Source organism: Flexivirga aerilata, from assembly GCF_013002715.1.
Classification (GTDB): Bacteria; Actinomycetota; Actinomycetes; order Actinomycetales; family Dermatophilaceae; genus Flexivirga; species Flexivirga aerilata.
The window spans coordinates 1,654,858-1,672,033 of record NZ_JABENB010000001.1; the positions used below are offsets into that span (position 1 = coordinate 1,654,858).

A 17,176-nucleotide genomic window follows, 5' to 3' on the forward strand; every position below is an offset into this window, starting at 1 on the left:
TTGAGTTCTTCGGACGACGCCGCAGACAGCGGCAACGACCAGAGTCCAGACCACCCGCGCGTCAACTTCGGGCGGGTCGGGGTCACCCGGGGCCGCCGGCTGCTGATCGCGGTGCTGGCGGTGATCGCACTCGTCGTGCTCGTGCAGGTGTGGGCCAACGTCTGGACCACCAAGCTGTGGTTCGACAGCCTCGGCTACTCCGCGGTCTTCCGCACCGAATACCTCACCAAGGGCACGATGTTCGTCGCCGGCGGTCTGCTCACCGGCCTGCTGATCTTCGCGAGCATGCTGATCGCCTACCGCAGCCGCCCGCTCTACGCGCCGGCGACGCCGGAGCTGGACAACATGGACCGCTACCGGGAGGCGATCGAACCCTTCCGCAAGGTCGCGTTCTGGGTGATCCCGATCCTCTTCGGGCTGTTCGCCGGGTCGGCCGCTGCCGGGCAATGGAAGCTCGCGCTGCTGTGGCTCAACCGGCAGAGCTTCGGGGTCAAGGACCCGGAGTTCCACAAGGACGTCGGCTTCTACGTCTTCACCCTCCCGTGGCTGCAGCTGATCCTCAGCTACCTCACGATGGCGCTGATCCTCTCGCTGGTCGCGGCCGTCGTGATGCATTACCTCTATGGCGGCATCTCGTTGCAGGGCGTCGGAGTGCGCACCACCAGCGCAGCCCGGATCCACCTGTCGCTGATCCTCGCGGTGCTGGTGCTGGGACGGGCGCTCGCCTACTGGCTGGGGCGCTACGACCAGACGGCCCGCGACAACTCGTTGTTCACCGGCATCGACTACACCGCCCAGAACGCCGTGCTGCCCTCGAAGGCGCTGCTGGCCGGGGCGGCGCTGATCTGTGCGGCGCTGTTCGTGGCCACGATCTGGACCCGCACCTGGCGGCTGCCGATCGTCGGGCTGGCGTTCCTGCTGGTCTGCGCGATCGTGCTCGGCGCGATCTATCCCGCGCTGGTGCAGCGCTTCCGGGTGCGGCCGTCCGAGCAGTCGCTGCAGTCGCCATACATCAGCCGCAACATCGAGGCGACCAAGACGGCATACGGCCTGAACAACGTGAAGACAGAGACGTATTCGCCGGTCACCGACACGAACCGCAACCAGCTCCAGAAGGACCAGGCGACGGTGCCGGGGATCCGGTTGGTCGACCCGTCGATCGTGTCGCCGACCTTCCGGCAGCTGCAGGGGCAGCGCAACTACTACCAGTTCGGCAACACCCTCGACGTCGATCGTTACTCGGTCGACGGCAAGAGCCAGGACGCGGTCGTCGGGGTGCGCGAGCTCGACCTCGACGGGGTGCCGCCGGCGCAGCGCAACTGGGTCAACGACCACACGGTCTACACGCACGGCTTCGGTTTCGTGGCGGCCAAGGGCAACGAGCGCACCGCGGACGGCCAGCCGGTCTTCATGGAGTCGAACATCCCGCCGCAGGGTGATCTCGGGAAATACGAGCCGCGCATCTACTTCGGTGAGTCCTCGCCGCAGTTCTCGATCGTGGGCGGCCCGGCGAACGGGCCGAAGCGCGAATTGGACTATCCCGACTCCAAATCCGGCGGTGAGCAGCGCACGACGTACACCGGCGGGGGAGGGGTCGGGGTCGGTTCGTGGAACCGCCGGCTGGCGTATGCCGTGAAGTACCACGACTACAACTTCTTGTTCTCCGGGTCGATCAACGACCGGTCGCGCATCCTCGACACCCGCAACCCGGTCGACCGGCTGAAGAAGGTCGCGCCGTGGCTCACGGTCGACGGCGATCCCTACCCGGTGGTCGAAGACGGCCGCATCGAGTGGGTGGTCGACGGCTACACGACTTCGGCGCAGTATCCGAACTCCCAGCTGCAGTCGCTCGGCAATGCGACCGCCGACTCGCTGACGACGACCTCGGAGAACCTGCGCACGCTCGCGGGCGGCCGGGTCAACTACATCCGCAACTCGGTCAAGGCGACCGTCGATGCCTACACCGGCAAGGTGACGATGTATGCCTGGGACGAGAAGGACCCGGTGCTCAAGGCGTGGATGAGCGCGTTCCCGGGGACGGTCAAGCCGATGTCGCAGATCTCGGCGGGGCTGATGTCGCACCTGCGCTACCCGGAGGACCTGTTCAAGGTGCAGCGGGAGCTGCTCACCAAATATCACGTGACCGACCCGGGCCAGTTCTTCCAGGGCAACGACCAGTGGCAGATCCCGACCGACCCGACGAGTGAGGGCGCGCAGCAGCCGCCCTACTACCTGTCGCTCGCGATGCCGGGGCAGTCGACGCCGACCTTTTCGCTCACCACGACGTTCATCCCGACCGGCACCCGGCAGAACCTGTCGGCGTTCATGGCGGTGGACGCCGACGCCGGCTCGACCGCGGGCCAGAAGCGTCCGGGTTACGGGGTGTTCCGGGTGATCGAGATGCCGCGGAACGCGACCGTGAAGGGCCCGGGGCAGTTCCAGAACGACATCAACTCCTCGCAGGCGGTGTCGCCGACGACCGGGCAGACGCTGTCGCAGTTCCTCACCTACAACAAGCAGGTCGGCTCGCAGGTGCAGGAGGGCAACCTGCTCACGCTGCCGATCGGCGACGGTCTGCTGTATGTCGAGCCGATCTACGTGCGCGCGGCGGGCAGCACGTCGTTCCCGCTGCAGAAGGCGGTCGTGGTGGAGTTCGGCGACAACCTGGCCTGGGACGTCACGCTCGACGGCGCGCTGAACGAACTGTTCGGCGGCCAGTCCGGCGCCACCGCCGGCGACGAGGGGACGGCGCCCCAGTCGACCCCCGCACCGAGCCCGTCGGGGTCGGCGTCGCCGACACCTTCCCCGAGCGGCAGCGCGTCGCCGACGCCGAGCGGCAACCAGTCGCTGCAGCAGGCGCTCTCCGACGTGCAGAAGTGGTACGACCAGGGGCAGGCCGACCTGAAGAAGGGCGACTTCGCGGCATACGGGAAGTCGCAGGAGGAGCTGAAGAACGCGATCAAGCGGGCGATCGACGCCCAGGGCGGCACCGGCTCCGCGCCGTCGGGCGGCGGTGGCGGCGGCAGTGGGTCCGGTGGCTCGTCCGCGAAGCCGTCGCCCTCGCCGACGTCGACCCGCTGAGTGGGGCCGGCCGATCGGTGGGTGGGGCTGGCCGGTGGGGCGTGCACAAGTCGCGACGGTTGCGGGGTGTGCACGCGTACGGCGAGATGCGCACCACGGTGAGCGGATCCGGGGCTGCTGAGTGCTCGATTTGGTCTGAGGGGCGGCTGCCCGTAAAGTGGTGTTCACCGACGCGGGGTGGAGCAGCTCGGTAGCTCGCCGGGCTCATAACCCGGAGGTCGCAGGTTCAAATCCTGCCCCCGCTACCAAATCCCGTCGGGATGGAAATGGGCCGGACTCTTGCGAGTCCGGCCCATTTCGCGTGTCGTAGGTCCTACGGGGGCCGGTCGCCCTCGCGCTCCCGAGTGACGTCGGATTGCGACGAGCGACGACGTTCGCAATGACTGACGTCGAGGTATGGACGTCACTCACTGCGACGGACGTCAGTCGGCGAGTCAGGACGATCGCTGCGGGGCTCCACTCACATCATCACTGTCAGTTGGCGAGGCCGAGTCCGTCGCGACCTGGATCTCGACCGCTCGTCCACGTATGACGAGGGCTCCGTGGCCAGGGCGCGGTTGGTCGGGCGGCCCGAGGTCGACGCCGAGGAGTTCGCCGTCCCGGCGGCCGGGTTGCAGGATGAGGCCGGTCTGTCGTCGGCGCAGCTCGGCGAGCAGGCCGCGGAACGACCCGGCCAGGGTGCTGGTCTGTCCGCTCACGCACACGATGCCGCCGGTCTGTCTGCTGCGGCCGAGGTGTTCGAGCAGGAGGTCCTCGATCGGGGACCCGAGCAGTTCGTCGACGTCGTCGGCCAGCACCCCACCGTTCGGATGCGCGCTGAGCCAGCCGGCGACCGCGGCCGGGTCGTTCGCAGCGAGAGCGTCGACGGGGCCGGGCAGGTCCCCCGGCTCGGCGCGGCCGGACAGCCAGCAGACCGGCCGGTCCGGGGCGAGCCGGTCCGCGATCGTGCGCAGTGTGGTGGTGCGACCGCTGCGCGGCGGTCCGCAGACCAGGGCGGCGAGCTCGCCGGAGGCGTCCAGCGGCAGGCCGACCGGCGCCGGGTCCTCACCGCCGATGCCGATCGTGAGCTCGCGAGGTCGCTGCGTCAGATCGGTCAGCGGCACATGAGTCGGGACACTGTCGAAGCGGCGGATCCCGACCGCCGACATTGACGTGGCCAATGACGAAATGTGTTGCGCAGCAGTCATTTCCGGGACCGGCGCGGATCGCCTCGCGATCTGCACCTCGACCGCGTCAGGCGTCGTCAGGGCGCGGCCAGGTGGCATGCGGTCGGGCAGTTCCGCCGGACGCAGACCGAGCAGCCCCGCATCCGAGCGATCGGCAAGGCGCAGCACCAACCTGCTCGGGAAGACACTCGTCACGCGCCCGGCGAACAGCCCACGGCCACCGCTGACCAGCGCGTGGATGCCGACCGCCGGACCGTCGCGGAGCACCTGGAGCAGGTAGTCGGTGAGCCGGCCCAGAGTGACCTCGTCGCTGCTGTCGGTGAACGACTCCCAGCCGTCGATGAAGAGCAGCACCCGGTGCGGCGCGCGATCCCCGCTGAAGGAGGCCTGCTGGCGCGCGCGGACCTCGGCACCCAGCCAGCGCACCAGCCGTGACAGCCGGGCCGTGCTGTCCGGGCGGATGACCGCGCCGACCTGAGGCAGACCGGCGAGCGCACCGAGCGCGCCGGAGCCATCGATCACATAGGCCGCCAGGCCCCCGTCCGGCCACCGCAGTGCGGCCTCGATCGCGACCGTGCGGACCGCCTCGGTGCGCCCCGACCGCGGGCCGCCGATGATCGCGAGGTGGCCGTCGGTGTCGGGGGTCCACGCGAGCGTGCAGGTGGTCTGCTCGTCCGGCAGGTCGGCCAGCGCGAAGTCGATGGCATCGGCCGGGGCGTCAGCGCCCAGCACCGTGCGGCGCCGGCCGGACAGGTCGCGCACGTCGAGCAGGTCGGGCAGCGGCGGCAGCCAGGGCGAGGCGGGCACCGTGAGGTGCCTGTGCTTGGCGGCGGAGCGGATGGCAGCGACGGTGCGTTGCAGGTCGGTGGGCCCGCAATCGGCGGTCGGGGTCGCGTCCCACAGTGGAGCGCCGCCGGGCCACGCGACCCGCCCCACCCGCACGTCGACACCAGCCGTTGCGCTGCGACCTCCGATGCGGGCGGTCTGGAAGTCCACCGGCGCACCGCCGCCGGTCCGCACGATCGCCCGTCCCGGCTGGGTCGCCGCCAGATGGGCAGCGCGGCCGGTCCCGATCACGTCCTGGGAGTCGGCCTCGTCACGCACCCGCAGCGCGATCCGCAGATTGACGTTGGCGCGGATGTCGGCCGACACCACTCCCGCGGGTCGCTGAGTCGCCAGCACGAGGTGGATGCCGAGCGAGCGGCCGACCGCGGCGAGCCGCACCAGGCCGGTGATGAAGTCCGGCAGTTCCTCCGCCAGCACCCGGAACTCGTCGATCACCAGCACCAGGCGTGGCAACGGCTCGGTGCCGGGGACCGCGCGGTAGTCGTCCAGGTCCTTCGCGCCGACCGCGGCCAGCAGTCGCTCGCGGCGGCGTACCTCTGCGTCGAGGGAGTGCAGGGCACGCTCCGTCAGGTGTGCGTCCAGGTCGGTGACCAGGCCGACGGTGTGGGGCAGTTGCGCGCAGTCCTTGAACGCGGCGCCGCCCTTGTAGTCGATGAGCACAAAGACGAGGGCGTCCGGCCGGTTGACCAACGCCAGAGAGGTGACGAGCGTCTGCAGGAGCTCGGACTTGCCTGCGCCGGTCGTGCCGGCGATGAGCGCGTGCGGCCCGTCGACGCTGAGGTCGATCGTCAGCGGCCCCTCCGGGCCGACCCCGAGCAGTGCGCAGGTGGTGCCGTCGGAAGCCGCCCATCCGGCGGCGACGGATGCCGGATCGGTCGGGTCGCCCGCCTGCTCCGTCGCCCAGAGCGTGAGCAGGGAGGAGCTGTCCGGCAGCGTCGTGTCGCGGGGGCCCGGGCTTGCGTCGGTCAGCGTCGCGAGACGCCGGCCGACGGCGCGGCACAGGTCGGCGGTGGGCAGATCGGGCCGGCCGGCGACCGTGCCGTCCGTGCCATGTCCGCCGTCCGTGGTCACGGTCATCGTGGTCGGACCGTCGGCGCGCACGGTGGAGGCGCATTCGGCCGGCAGTGATCCCGCATCCTCGGCGAGCGCGATCACGCAGACTCCCGTAGCGGGTCCGTCCCGCAACAGCCGGGCAATCTCGGCCCGCCCCGCGAGCTCAGCGCTGCCGTCGAGCACGACCACCGTGTGCACCGGCGGGTCGTCCTGGCGCAAGCCGAGCGACGGCGCCCGCTCGGGCAGCAACGCCAGCAAAGCCGGCGCGAGACGTTCGTCGTCGGTCTCGGCATCCAGGATGTTCGCGGCGGCAGTCGGGTGAATCGCCAAGTGCGGCAACGGAATCGCCCAGTTCCACCGGTGCCGCGACGCTGCCGACGCGCAGACCACGAGGACGCGCACGTGCAAGGGGGAGTGCCAGGTCGCGACCTGCAGGACGATCGAGTCCGCCACGCGCCGCCGGTCGGAGCCGCCGATCCCGACCACCCGAAGCTCGTCGAGCCGGACCGCGACCGGTGCATCGCGCAGCGGTGGGACGTCGGCGGCGCTGCCCGCCATGCCGTGCGACGCGACCCGCACGTGGCTCGCGATGGTGCCGATGCCCAGTCGACAGGTGAGGAAGTCGGCGTGGCCGGGCGCGCGTGCCCACAGTCGTTCGTCCCGGGCGACGGCCGACCGCAGGGTCTCGGGCAGCGGCGGCGTGATCCTCCGGAGCAGCGACAACTCCGTGGCACACGCGGACCGTCGGCGCTCCTCGACCTCCCGGGTGGCGACCTCGTGCCGCCGGGCCGCTTCCTTGGTGCGTGCCGAGCCGCCGCGTCGGTCGGAGACGTGCTGCCCGAGCATCATCAGCGGGCTGAGCAGCGCGAACATCAGGAAGATCGGATTGCGCAGCACGACCAGCATCACCCCGGCGAGCACCAAGGGCAGCAGCAGCATCGCCCACGGCAGCCGGCGACGCTCCTCCGGCGTGGGCGGCGCCGGCAGGGTGAGCTCGACCGTCGGCACGCGGAGTGGTCGACGCGGCGGACGACGCACGGGGATGCGGCAGGAGTCGTCGACGGCGTCCGTCGGCGGAGTCGCGGCGCGCCGCTCCAACGTCAGGGTGGTCGAGCCGGCGCGCAGCCGTGCACCGGCCCGCAGCTCGGTCGGGCGCCCCGCGGCGATGAGCGCGTCATCCACGCGGCTGCCGTTGGTCGAGCCGGCGTCGGTGACCACCGACCTGCCCTGGTCGACCGCGACCAGCAGATGCGCGCGCGACAGGTCCGGGTCGGCCAGCACCAGATCGGCGTCGGTCGCACGGCCGATCCGTTGCACGTCGGCGGTCAGCGGGATCCGCGCGCCGGTGCACGGGCCCTCGATCGCGACGAGCTCGAGCAGGTGCGCGTCCGGCGTTGCGGTCGGCGCCGCGGCGACCACCGCGGCATTGAGCAGAGGCGGCTCGCCGATCACGTGGGACTCGAACACCTCCTGATCGCCGATGTATGACGGGAGCGGCACCGCCATACCCGCCGCGGCGAGGGCCGCCCGCGCCTCGCCCCAGCACGCCCCCTCCGGGACCTGCAGCACCACCTCGACCGGCTCGCACGCGTCGGCCGGCAGCAGGCTCAACCGCAGCGTGCGGCTGCCGGCGGTCGGCGGGGCCTGCGCGTGCGTGGTCATGCACGGAGTCTGCGCCGGACGCACGCCGGGCCGCTGCGCCGCGACCGCATCCTGTGGACGACCGGGTGAGGACGCCGGGGGATGTGGACCGAATTGCTTCCAGCGGACAACGTCGGAAGAAGCGGTCCACCTCGGTCCCGCTCAGCCTCGCCGCGCTCGACACGAACCGGTAGGTGTCGATGTGCGGCCACCTCGCCCGTCACAGTGATGGCGGCGCAACCCGCGACCGCCATACGACTCAAGGAGCGCCCGTGTCCGAACTCGACCAAGAACTGCTGTTGGCCTCCCTCGCCGCGCAGCGGCGGCACGTGCTGTCCGCCTTCCACGGACTGGACGAGGACCAGTTGCACCGCAGCGTCCTCCCGTCCGGATGGACCCCACTCGCGCTGGTGCACCACCTGACGATCGACGTCGAGATGTGGTGGTTCGGCGCGGTGGTCGACGGCGACGCCGCCGTGCGCGCCGAGATCGAGGCGGCTGACGGATGGCGTCCGCCGGACGTCCCGTCGGCCGAGATCTTCCAGCGGTATGCCGCCGCCTGCTCGCGCTCGGATCAGATCGTGCGGGCGCGCGGTCTCGCCGCGGATCTCGCGTGGTGGCCGGACGACCAGCCTCGTCATCTCGACAACGTCCCCGGGGTCGTGCTGCACGTCATCGCCGAGACCGCGGCGCATGCCGGTCACGCGGACGCGGCCGCCGAGCTCCTCGACGGCAGGCAGTGGCTGGTGCTCGACTAGGGACGTCGGGTGGCCCGGGTGAGGACGCCGGGGGATGCGGACCGAACTGCTGCCTGTGGACAACGTTTTCGACCCCTTGCCATGTGGCTTGATGAAGCCATGAACGGTGCGGACGTCATCGAGGACGAGGTGCGGGAGCTGATCCGTCGGCAGCGCCTCGACCCGAGTCGGGATCAGCAGGTGCTGCACGCCCTGGTGCGTGACGCCGTGCAGGACTACGAGGAGCGCAGCCTGCACGGCGGTCTCGCGCCGCTCGGGGACCGGGAGGCCGCGACCCAGCGGGTGCTCGACGCGGTGCTCGGGTTCGGGCCGCTGCAGCCCTATCTCGACGACCCGACGGTCGAGGAGATCTGGGTCAACGAGCCGCAGCGGGTCTTCGTGGCCCGCCACGGGGTCGCCGAGCTCACCGCGACGATCCTGTCCGAGGAGCAGGTCCGCAATCTCGTCGAACGCATGCTGAAACCGTCGGGGCGACGCATCGACCTGTCGTCGCCGTTCGTCGACGCAACGCTGCCCGACGGGAGCCGTTTGCACGTTGCGATCCCGGACATCACCCGCAGTCACTGGCTGGTGAACATCCGCAAGTTCGTGGCGCGAGCTCACGGCCTGGACGATCTCGTGCGGCTGGGCACGCTCACCCAGCCCGCCGCCCGATTCCTCGGCGCCGCAGTCGCTTCCGGCCTCAACGTGCTCGTCGCCGGCGGCACCCAGGCCGGCAAGACCACAACCCTCAACTGCCTGGCTGCGGCGATCCCGTCGTCGGAGCGGGTCGTGTCGTGCGAAGAGGTCTTCGAGCTGAAACTCAGTCTTCGGGATTGGGCGGCGCTCCAGTGCCGTCAGCCGAGCCTCGAGGGCACCGGCGAGATCCCGCTGCGCCGCCTGGTCAAGGAGGCGCTGCGGATGCGCCCGTCGCGCATCATCGTCGGCGAGGTGCGCCAGGCCGAGAGCCTCGACCTGCTGATCGCGCTCAACTCGGGATTGCCGGGTATGGCGACGCTGCACGCAAATTCGGCGCGCGAGGCGATTGTGAAGATGTGCACCCTGCCGTTGCTCGCCGGGCCCAACGTGAGTTCCACCTTCGTGGTCCCGACGGTGGCCGCGTCGATCGATCTCGTCGTCCACCTCGCGCTCGACCGCGACGGCAAGCGACGGGTGCGGGAGATCGTCGCCGTGCCCGGGCGCATCGAGGGCGATGTCATCGAGCTCGCGGACATCTTCGTGCAACGCGGTGGCCGGTTGGTGCGTGGCAACGGATTCCCCACGCACGCAGAGCAATTCGAGCGCGCAGGGTATGACGTCGCCGAGCTCCTGGGGGACCGATGACCACCGTCATACCGCTCATCCTCGGCGCAGGCCTGTTCTGCGTCTGGTGGTCGTGGTGGCCTCGGCCCGAGGCGGCCGACCAGGCCCGCCGGGTGACGGTCTGGGACCGGCTCGACGACGAGATCGTGCAGGCCGGGCTCTCCGGACTCGGCCGTGCCAAGCTGCTGTGGGTCTGCGCCGGATGCGGGGCGCTGGTCTTCGTGCTGGCCATGGCGATCACTGCCGTGCCGGCGGTGGCGCTCGCCTTCGCGGTGATCGCGGCATACGCACCGATCGCCTGGATGCGTGGGCGGGCCCGCCGGCGACGCGCGCAGTTGCGCGACCTCTGGCCCGACGTTGTCGACCACATCGCGTCCGCGGTGCGCGCCGGACTCGCCCTGCCGGAATCCCTCAGCCAGTTGGCGATTCGCGGTCCGGAGCAGCTGCGGCCGGCGTTCGCCGAGTTCGCGCACGACTACCGCGCGACCGGCCGCTTCCACGAATGTCTCGACGCCTTGAAGTCCCGGCTGAGCGACCCTGTCGCCGACCGTCTGGTGGAGTCGCTGCGCATCGCTCGCGAGGTCGGCGGCACCGACCTCGGCAAGTTGCTGCGCACCCTGTCGAGCTTCCTGCGGGACGATGCGCGGACCCGCTCGGAGCTGGAAGCCCGGCAGTCCTGGACAGTCAACGCGGCACGGCTCGCCGTGGCAGCACCGTGGATCGTGCTGGCAATGCTGGCAACTCGCGGTGACTCGCTCGCGGCCTACCGACAGCCGGCCGGGGTCGCCGTGCTGGTGGTCGGCACGGCGGTCACGGTGGTCGCCTACCGCATCATGCGGCGCATCGGGCGGCTGCCGGTCGAAGCGCGGGTGCTGCGGTGATCGCGACCTACGCCTGGGTGGGCGCGCTCTGCGGCGCACTCGTCGCCGGCGGCCTGATCCTCGTCTTCGCCGGCCTGCCGATGCACCGCCGACCAGATCTCCTGGCGCGCATCGAGCCCTATGTCCGCGACAGTCCCCGGCCGTCGCGACTGCTGGCGCGGTCCACCGACCAACTGGACGTCAACCAGGTCCTCGCGCCGCTGCTGCGGCGGGTCGGTGTGGCCGTCGACCACGTGCTGGGCGGCACCGCCTCCGTGCGGCTGCGTCTCGAACGGTCCGGCCAGCCGGCGGACGTCGAAGGGTTCCGGGGGCAGCAGGCGCTCTGGGGCCTGGCCGCCATGGTGATCGGTGGGTTCTACGTCTCGCTGACCTTCGTCGGCGGCAACGGCTCGGTGCTGCGCGGTGTGGTCATCCTGGTCGTCGCCTTCCTCGTCGGCGTCATCGTGCGCGACCAGCTGCTGACCCGGGCCGCCGAGCGTCGCGAGCAACAGCTGATGGCCGAATTCCCTGCAGTGGCAGAGATGTTGGCGCTCGCCGTCACGGCCGGTGAGGGCGCGGCCGCGGCGCTGGAACGGGTCGCCGGACTCTCCTCGGGGGAGTTGTCCGGCGAGCTCGCCCGCTGCCTGGTCGACGCTCGCGCGGGGTCCAGCCTGCCGGAGGCGTTGCAAGGCCTGGCCGACCGCACCGGATTGCCGAGCTTGGCTCGATTCGTCGACGGCATCGTCATCGCGGTGGAGCGCGGCACTCCGCTCGCCGACGTGATGCGCGCGCAGGCCCAGGACGCCCGCGACGCGAGCAAGCAGCAACTGCTCGAGCTCGGCGGACGACGGGAGCTGCTGATGATGGTGCCGGTCGTCTTCCTCGTGCTCCCGGTCACCATCGTCTTCGCCGTCTTCCCCGGCCTCGACGCCCTCAATCTCTCAGGCTGATCGTCCCCGAAACCAGTTGACAAACAACGATATCCATCATCAGGAGGAAGAAATGACAACTATCGACAAGCTGCAGTCCCGTGCTCTGCTCGCCTTCCACGACGTGCAGGTGCGCTACGCCCGGGCGGTCGCCGAGCGCGAGCGGGGAGACGTGCCCGGCTGGGTGCTGATCACCATCATGACGGCGGGCCTGGTCACCGCGCTCTGGGCGACCGCGCAGGGCACGCTCACCAGCCTGTTCAACACCGCGGTCCAGAGCGTGACCGGCGGCGGACGCTGAACCGATGCCGACCGGCGGGTGGCGACTGCCCTCCGATGCCGAACGCGGCTCTGCCGTCGCGGAATTCGCGATGGTCGGCGCGCTGGTCGTGCTGTTCTTTCTGGCGGCATTCCAGCTCGGGTTCTCGCTCTACGTGCGCAACACGCTGATCGAGAACGCCGCCGAAGGCGCCCGCTACGGGGCACGCGCCGACGCGACCCCGCAGCTGGGTGCCGAGCGGGCCCGCGAGCTGATCGGAGCGAGCCTGTCCGGACGCTACGCACGGAACGTGTCGGCAACCGTCGAGGCCGAGGGTGGCGCGCAGGTGGTGCAGGTGACGGTGCGTGCACCGTTGCCGATCATCGGCCCGTTCGGGCCATCCCAGTCGTTGACCGTCTCCGGTCGGGCATACGAGGAATCCCAATGATACGCAACGCTTTTCGCCATACCTGCGCGCGAGTCCGGCGACGAGTGGGGGACGGGGAGCGCGGTAGTGCGCTGGTCGAGTTCATCGTGATCGGGGTGCTGCTCACCCTGCCGGTCTTCTACCTGGTGATCACCCTCGCCAGGCTCCAGGCCGGCACGTATGCCGTGGCCGCCGCCGCGCGGGAGTCGTCGCGGATGTTCGTCACGGCGCCCTCGGACGCCGCCGGTGCCACCCGGTCGCAGGCAGCGGCGGCGTTGGCCTTCCGCGACCAGGGGTTCGGCGGGCAGGGGAGCGTGCGGGTCGCGTGCACGCGCAGCCCGTGTCTCAGCCCGGACGGCACGATCGACAGCGCGGCCGACCTCGACGTGCCGCTGCCGCTGATCCCGGACTTCCTGCGCGGCGCCGTCCCGTCGTCGGTGCACCTGCACTCGCGGCACGCCGAGTCCGTCGACCGCTACCGCGCTCCGGGCACGCCATGAGCGCCCATCACCCCACGCGCAGCGCGCGTTCCGCGGTGCGGGCGCGGCTGCCGGGACGCGGTGACGACGCCGGCCGGGTCGTGCTGCTGATCGCGGGGCTCTTCGCCGTGCTCGGCATGCTGATCGTCGGCGGGATCAACGTGACCGCACTGCAGCTGGCCCGGGTGCACGTGCTGGACGCGGCCGATGCCGCGGCGGCCGACGCGGCCGACTCGGTCGACGAAGCCGGCATCTACCGCGGCGGCGTCGGTGAGCAGCTGCGCCTCTCCGATGCCGACGTGCGCACCACCGCGACCCGCAGCCTGGCCGGTCAGCCGGTCCCCGCTCACGTGCTCGGCTGGCAGGTTGCCGGCGGGGCGGTCGCCGCGGACGGCCGGACGGCGGTCGTGCGAGTGAGTGCCGTCGTACGGCCGCCGATGCTGGCGGGTCTCTGGTCCGGGGTCTTCGGTGACGTGCACGTGTCGGTGCAGTCGCGCGCCCGCGCCGACGTCGGCTGATCGCGCTCAGATCGCCGCGGTTCGCCGCACCGGTAGCGACGCCGTACCCTGTGAGGTTGTGGCTACCGACTTCCCCGCAGAGATCAAGGCGTTGCGCACGACCATGGGCTCCGTCCGTGACGTGACCGACCTCGACACGCTGCGCACCCAGATCGCCGACCTCGAGCAGCAGTCGGCCGCGCCGGGCCTGTGGGACGACCCGGAGTCGGCGCAGCAGATCACCAGCCAGTTGTCGCGCGCCAACGCCGAGCTGGAGCGGGTCGAGACGATGGACAACCGCATCGACGACCTCGAGGTGCTGGTCGAGATGGGCCAGGAGGAGAACGACGCCGACACCCTGGCGGAGGCCGAGAAGGAACTCACCGACCTGCAGAAGGCGGTCGGCGAGCTCGAGGTGCGCACGCTGCTGTCGGGGGAGTACGACCAGCGTGAGGCCGTCATCACGATCCGCGCCGGCGCCGGTGGTGTCGACGCAGCCGACTTCGCCGAGATGCTGCTGCGGATGTACCTGCGCTGGGCCGAGCGGCACGGCTACCCGACCAAGGTCATGGACACCTCGTATGCCGAGGAGGCCGGCCTCAAGTCGGCCACCTTCGAGGTCAACGTGCCCTACGCCTACGGCAACCTGTCGGTCGAGGCCGGCACGCACCGCCTCGTGCGGATCAGCCCGTTCGACAACCAGGGCCGCCGGCAGACCAGCTTCGCGGCGGTCGAGGTGATCCCGCTGATCGAGCAGACCGACTCGATCGAGATCCCGGAGAACGAACTCAAGATCGACGTCTTCCGCAGCTCCGGCCCCGGCGGCCAGTCGGTCAACACCACCGACTCGGCAGTGCGTATGACGCACATCCCGACCGGCACCGTGGTGTCGATGCAGAACGAGAAGAGCCAGATCCAGAACCGCGCCGCCGCCCTTCGCGTCATGCAGTCGCGGCTGCTGCTGCTGAAGCGCGAGGAAGAGGCCAAGCAGCGCAAGGAGCTGGCCGGCGACTCCACCGCGAGCTGGGGCGACCAAATGCGTTCCTACGTGCTGCACCCCTACCAGATGGTCAAGGACCTGCGCACGGAGTACGAGGTCGGCAACACCTCCGGCGTCTTCGACGGCGACATCGACGCGTTCATCGAGGCCGGCATCCGCTGGAAGCGCAACCAGGAACGCGCCGCCTGATCAGCTCCGGCGGCTCAGCTCCGGCAACCCGGCGGGGTCCGCGGCGGCGCCGTCATACGTGATCTGACTGCGGCCGTAACTGGCCGCGCCTCAGGCGCCGGGGCAGCTGGGCGCCTTCTTGAGGGCCGCGGCTGCGGACTCGTAGTCCTTCAGCGGCTTCTTCGCGGCGCTGATGCGGTTGAACCACTCGCCGTAGTAGGCGCTCGGGTCGTGCTGCTTCTGCATCGTGTGGGTCATCTGGACCTGGTGCTCCTTCCACTGGGAGTTGAGCACCGAGCCGGTCGACGCAACCTTGGCGAGCGCGCTCGCCCGGTTGCTGCACTGCTCCATCGGCGTGCGGTCGGCGGCCGGGACCGAGGCGGTGCCGTCACAGCCGGCGGCCTTGTCGTAGGCGGTCTTGTCGGAGTCGAACGTCTTGACGTGCCCCGGGCCGGCCGCCTTGGTGTCGGCCCAGACCTTCTTCGCTGTGGCCTCCGACACCTTGCCGGCGTCGTAGTCGATCTGGGTGTAGACGTGGCCGGACCAGTCCTTGTAGACCGCGTCGGCGGCCTTGGCGAGGCTGTCGCCGGCCGCGACCTTGGCGCGGCATCCGGTCAGCGCGGCCGACGCCCCGGCGTCGCCGGTCGGGCTCGTGTCGGTGCCGGGGCTGGTGGTGTCGCTCGCTCCGTCCGGGGCGGGCGCGGTCTCGCCGCTCGACGACGAGCCGGCGTTGGTGGGTGAGTTGTCGCGATTGACCCCGAACGCCCAGCCGCCGATGCCTGCGGCGAGCAGCACGGCGATCACCGCCGCCACCAGCCAGCCGCCCTTGGCCCCGCCCCCTGCACTACCGGCCGCTCTGTGCCGGCCCCTGCTCCTGTCCGTCACGGTTGTCTCCCTCTCTGCGCGTCGCTGCGCCGCACCAACCTTAGCCACCTGTCCAGAACTGTGCACAGGATCGGTGCGTCGGTCGTTCGTTCGGCGCGCCTGCAGGACCGCGGTCGTGCCGCGTCATACGGTGTTGACGCCCACCCCGCTGACCATGAAATGGCCTCCCCGCGCACATGATTCGTCTCGAACACGTCACCAAGAGGTATGACGCGGGCGGCGCACCCGCGCTGGACGACGTGACCTGTGAGATCACCCGCGGCGAGTTCGTCTTCGTGGTCGGCACGTCGGGTTCGGGCAAGTCGACGCTGATGCGGCTGGTCACCCGTGAGGTGTCGCCGACGAAGGGTTCGGTGCTGGTCGCCGGTCGTGACCTGGTGGCGTTGCCCGATCGGCAGGTGCCGGCGTTGCGCCGGGAGATCGGCGTGGTCTTCCAGGACTTCCGGCTGCTGGAGGGCAAGACTGTCTACCAGAACGTCGCGTTTGTGCTGCGGGTGCTCGGCACCAAGCGGCACCGGATCAAGCAACTCGTGCCGGAGACGCTCGACCTGGTCGGGCTGGACGGCAAGGCCGGCCGGTTGCCGCACGAACTCTCCGGTGGCGAGCAGCAGCGCGTCGCCATCGCCCGTGCGGTGGTCAAGAAGCCGCCGATCCTGCTCGCCGACGAGCCGACCGGAAACCTCGACCCCGAGACCAGCGCGGAGATCGTCACGGTGCTCGACCGCATCAACAAGACCGGCACGACCGTCGCGATGGCGACCCACGACCAGGGCATCGTCGACGACTTCCGCAAACGGGTGCTCGAGCTGTCCGACGGCGTCCTCGTGCGCGACGAGGCGAGCGGCGGCTACACCCGCGGTCTCCCGGCGTATGACGAGACCCGCGCCAGGGAGGGCGACGCCTGATGCGGGTGACGTTCCTGCTCGGCGAGGTCGCCAACGGCATCCGCCGCAACGCCTCGATGATCATCTCGGTCGTGCTCGTGTCGATGATCTCGCTGTTCTTCCTCGGCGCCGGCCTGCTGGCGCAGCGCGAGGTGAGCGTGGCAAAAGGCTTCTGGTACGACAAGATCCAGGTCTCGATCTTCTTCTGCACCAACCAGTCCACCCAGGTGCAGTCGTGCACCGGCGGCGCCGCGACCAAGGCCCAACAGGACCAGGTGAAGAGCCAGCTCGACGGCATGAAGCCCCTGGTCGAACGCGTCTACTACGAGTCCTCGGCCGACGCCTACCAGCGCTTCAAGCAGCAGTTCCGCAACAGCCCCTACCTGTCCGACGTGTCGGCGGATTCGCTGCCTGCGTCATACCGGGTGAAACTGTCGGATCCGGACAAGTACTCCGACGTGGTCGACGCCTTCCGGGGGCAACCCGGGGTCGAGGCGGTGAGCGACCAGAGCCGGGTGCTCGGCACGTTCTTCAAACTGCTCAATGTCGTCAGTGTCGGTGCCGTCGGCCTGGCGGCGGTGATGGTGATCTGCGCAATCCTGTTGATCACCACCACGATTCGTCAGGTCGCCTACTCCCGCAGGCGGCAGGTCAGCATCATGCGGCTGGTCGGGGCCTCGGCGACGGTGATCTATCTGCCGTTCGTGATGGAGATCCTCGTCGCGACGCTGCTCGGCGCGGCGCTGGCGATCGGTCTGCTCTGGGCGCTGGTGCATTACGGCGTCGAGGGCCTCTTCAACACCCGCGGGTCCGGTGGCGACCTGGTCAGCATGATCGGCACCCAGGACGTGTGGGACTTCGCGCCGTGGCTCGTGGCCGGCGCCATCGTGATCGCGCTCGCCACGGCGTGGTTGACCCTCCGACGGTTCCTGCGGGTGTAG

Annotated in this window: 14 protein-coding genes and 1 tRNA gene; 13 read left to right on the forward strand and 2 right to left on the reverse strand. The window is 70.4% G+C overall.

All coding sequences use genetic code 11. From position 1 onward, the window contains the following. Together HJ588_RS07925 and HJ588_RS07930 are read left to right on the forward strand one after the other, a co-directional pair. Positions 1-3,081 carry a UPF0182 family membrane protein gene (locus HJ588_RS07925; protein ID WP_246241779.1) on the forward strand — a complete coding sequence of 1,027 codons (3,081 nt, stop codon included), beginning with the start codon at positions 1-3 and terminating at the stop codon, positions 3,079-3,081. A gap of 171 nt (positions 3,082-3,252) precedes the next feature. Then, positions 3,253-3,329: transfer RNA gene (locus HJ588_RS07930), tRNA-Met, on the forward strand. A 186-nt stretch (positions 3,330-3,515) separates the two neighbouring features. Here HJ588_RS07930 and HJ588_RS07935 read toward each other — a convergent pair. Continuing rightward, positions 3,516-7,808 carry a type VII secretion EssC family protein gene (locus HJ588_RS07935; protein ID WP_171153749.1) on the reverse strand — a complete coding sequence of 1,431 codons (4,293 nt, stop codon included), beginning with the start codon at positions 7,806-7,808 and terminating at the stop codon, positions 3,516-3,518. Between the two features lie 251 nt (positions 7,809-8,059). Here HJ588_RS07935 and HJ588_RS07940 point away from each other — a divergent pair, with 251 nt between their 5' ends. The 9 genes from HJ588_RS07940 to prfB all read left to right on the forward strand — a co-directional run bounded on the left by HJ588_RS07940 (position 8,060) and on the right by prfB (position 14,487). Then, positions 8,060-8,545: a mycothiol transferase gene (locus HJ588_RS07940; RefSeq protein ID WP_212755337.1), complete on the forward strand. Its 486-nt coding sequence runs from the start codon at positions 8,060-8,062 to the stop codon at positions 8,543-8,545. Between the two features lie 99 nt (positions 8,546-8,644). Then, complete coding sequence (locus HJ588_RS07945) at positions 8,645-9,868, forward strand: TadA family conjugal transfer-associated ATPase (RefSeq protein ID WP_171153753.1); 1,224 nt, start codon at positions 8,645-8,647, stop codon at positions 9,866-9,868. Then, positions 9,865-10,728: a type II secretion system F family protein gene (locus HJ588_RS07950; RefSeq protein WP_171153756.1), complete on the forward strand. Its 864-nt coding sequence runs from the start codon at positions 9,865-9,867 to the stop codon at positions 10,726-10,728. The genes HJ588_RS07945 and HJ588_RS07950 overlap by 4 nt, the downstream gene beginning before the upstream one ends. Further along, positions 10,725-11,657 carry a type II secretion system F family protein gene (locus HJ588_RS07955; RefSeq protein ID WP_343036637.1) on the forward strand — a complete coding sequence of 311 codons (933 nt, stop codon included), beginning with the start codon at positions 10,725-10,727 and terminating at the stop codon, positions 11,655-11,657. The genes HJ588_RS07950 and HJ588_RS07955 overlap by 4 nt, the downstream gene beginning before the upstream one ends. A gap of 52 nt (positions 11,658-11,709) precedes the next feature. After that, positions 11,710-11,937 (forward strand): hypothetical protein, encoded by a 228-nt coding sequence (locus HJ588_RS07960; RefSeq protein ID WP_171153758.1) that lies wholly within the window; start codon positions 11,710-11,712, stop codon positions 11,935-11,937. A 4-nt stretch (positions 11,938-11,941) separates the two neighbouring features. Further along, positions 11,942-12,343 (forward strand): TadE/TadG family type IV pilus assembly protein, encoded by a 402-nt coding sequence (locus tag HJ588_RS07965; protein WP_171153760.1) that lies wholly within the window; start codon positions 11,942-11,944, stop codon positions 12,341-12,343. Then, positions 12,340-12,822, forward strand: coding sequence for a pilus assembly protein (locus HJ588_RS07970; protein ID WP_171153763.1), 483 nt, complete (start codon positions 12,340-12,342; stop codon positions 12,820-12,822). Before HJ588_RS07965 ends, HJ588_RS07970 begins: the two co-directional genes overlap by 4 nt. Then, entirely contained in the window at positions 12,819-13,319 is a 501-nt protein-coding gene (locus tag HJ588_RS07975; RefSeq protein ID WP_171153765.1) for a hypothetical protein, read from the forward strand. The genes HJ588_RS07970 and HJ588_RS07975 overlap by 4 nt, the downstream gene beginning before the upstream one ends. A 58-nt stretch (positions 13,320-13,377) precedes the next feature. Then, a complete protein-coding gene (gene prfB / locus HJ588_RS07980) occupies positions 13,378-14,487 on the forward strand; it encodes a peptide chain release factor 2 (protein WP_171153767.1) in 1,110 nt (369 codons plus the stop codon). 90 nt (positions 14,488-14,577) lie between these two features. Here prfB and HJ588_RS07985 read toward each other — a convergent pair whose 3' ends face one another. Next, entirely contained in the window at positions 14,578-15,351 is a 774-nt protein-coding gene (locus tag HJ588_RS07985) for a hypothetical protein (protein WP_171153769.1), read from the reverse strand. 176 nt (positions 15,352-15,527) lie between these two features. Here HJ588_RS07985 and ftsE point away from each other — a divergent pair, with 176 nt between their 5' ends. Continuing rightward, a complete protein-coding gene (gene ftsE / locus HJ588_RS07990; RefSeq protein ID WP_171153772.1) occupies positions 15,528-16,256 on the forward strand; it encodes a cell division ATP-binding protein FtsE in 729 nt (242 codons plus the stop codon). Then, positions 16,256-17,176 carry a permease-like cell division protein FtsX gene (gene ftsX / locus HJ588_RS07995; RefSeq protein WP_171153774.1) on the forward strand — a complete coding sequence of 307 codons (921 nt, stop codon included), beginning with the start codon at positions 16,256-16,258 and terminating at the stop codon, positions 17,174-17,176. The genes ftsE and ftsX overlap by 1 nt, the downstream gene beginning before the upstream one ends.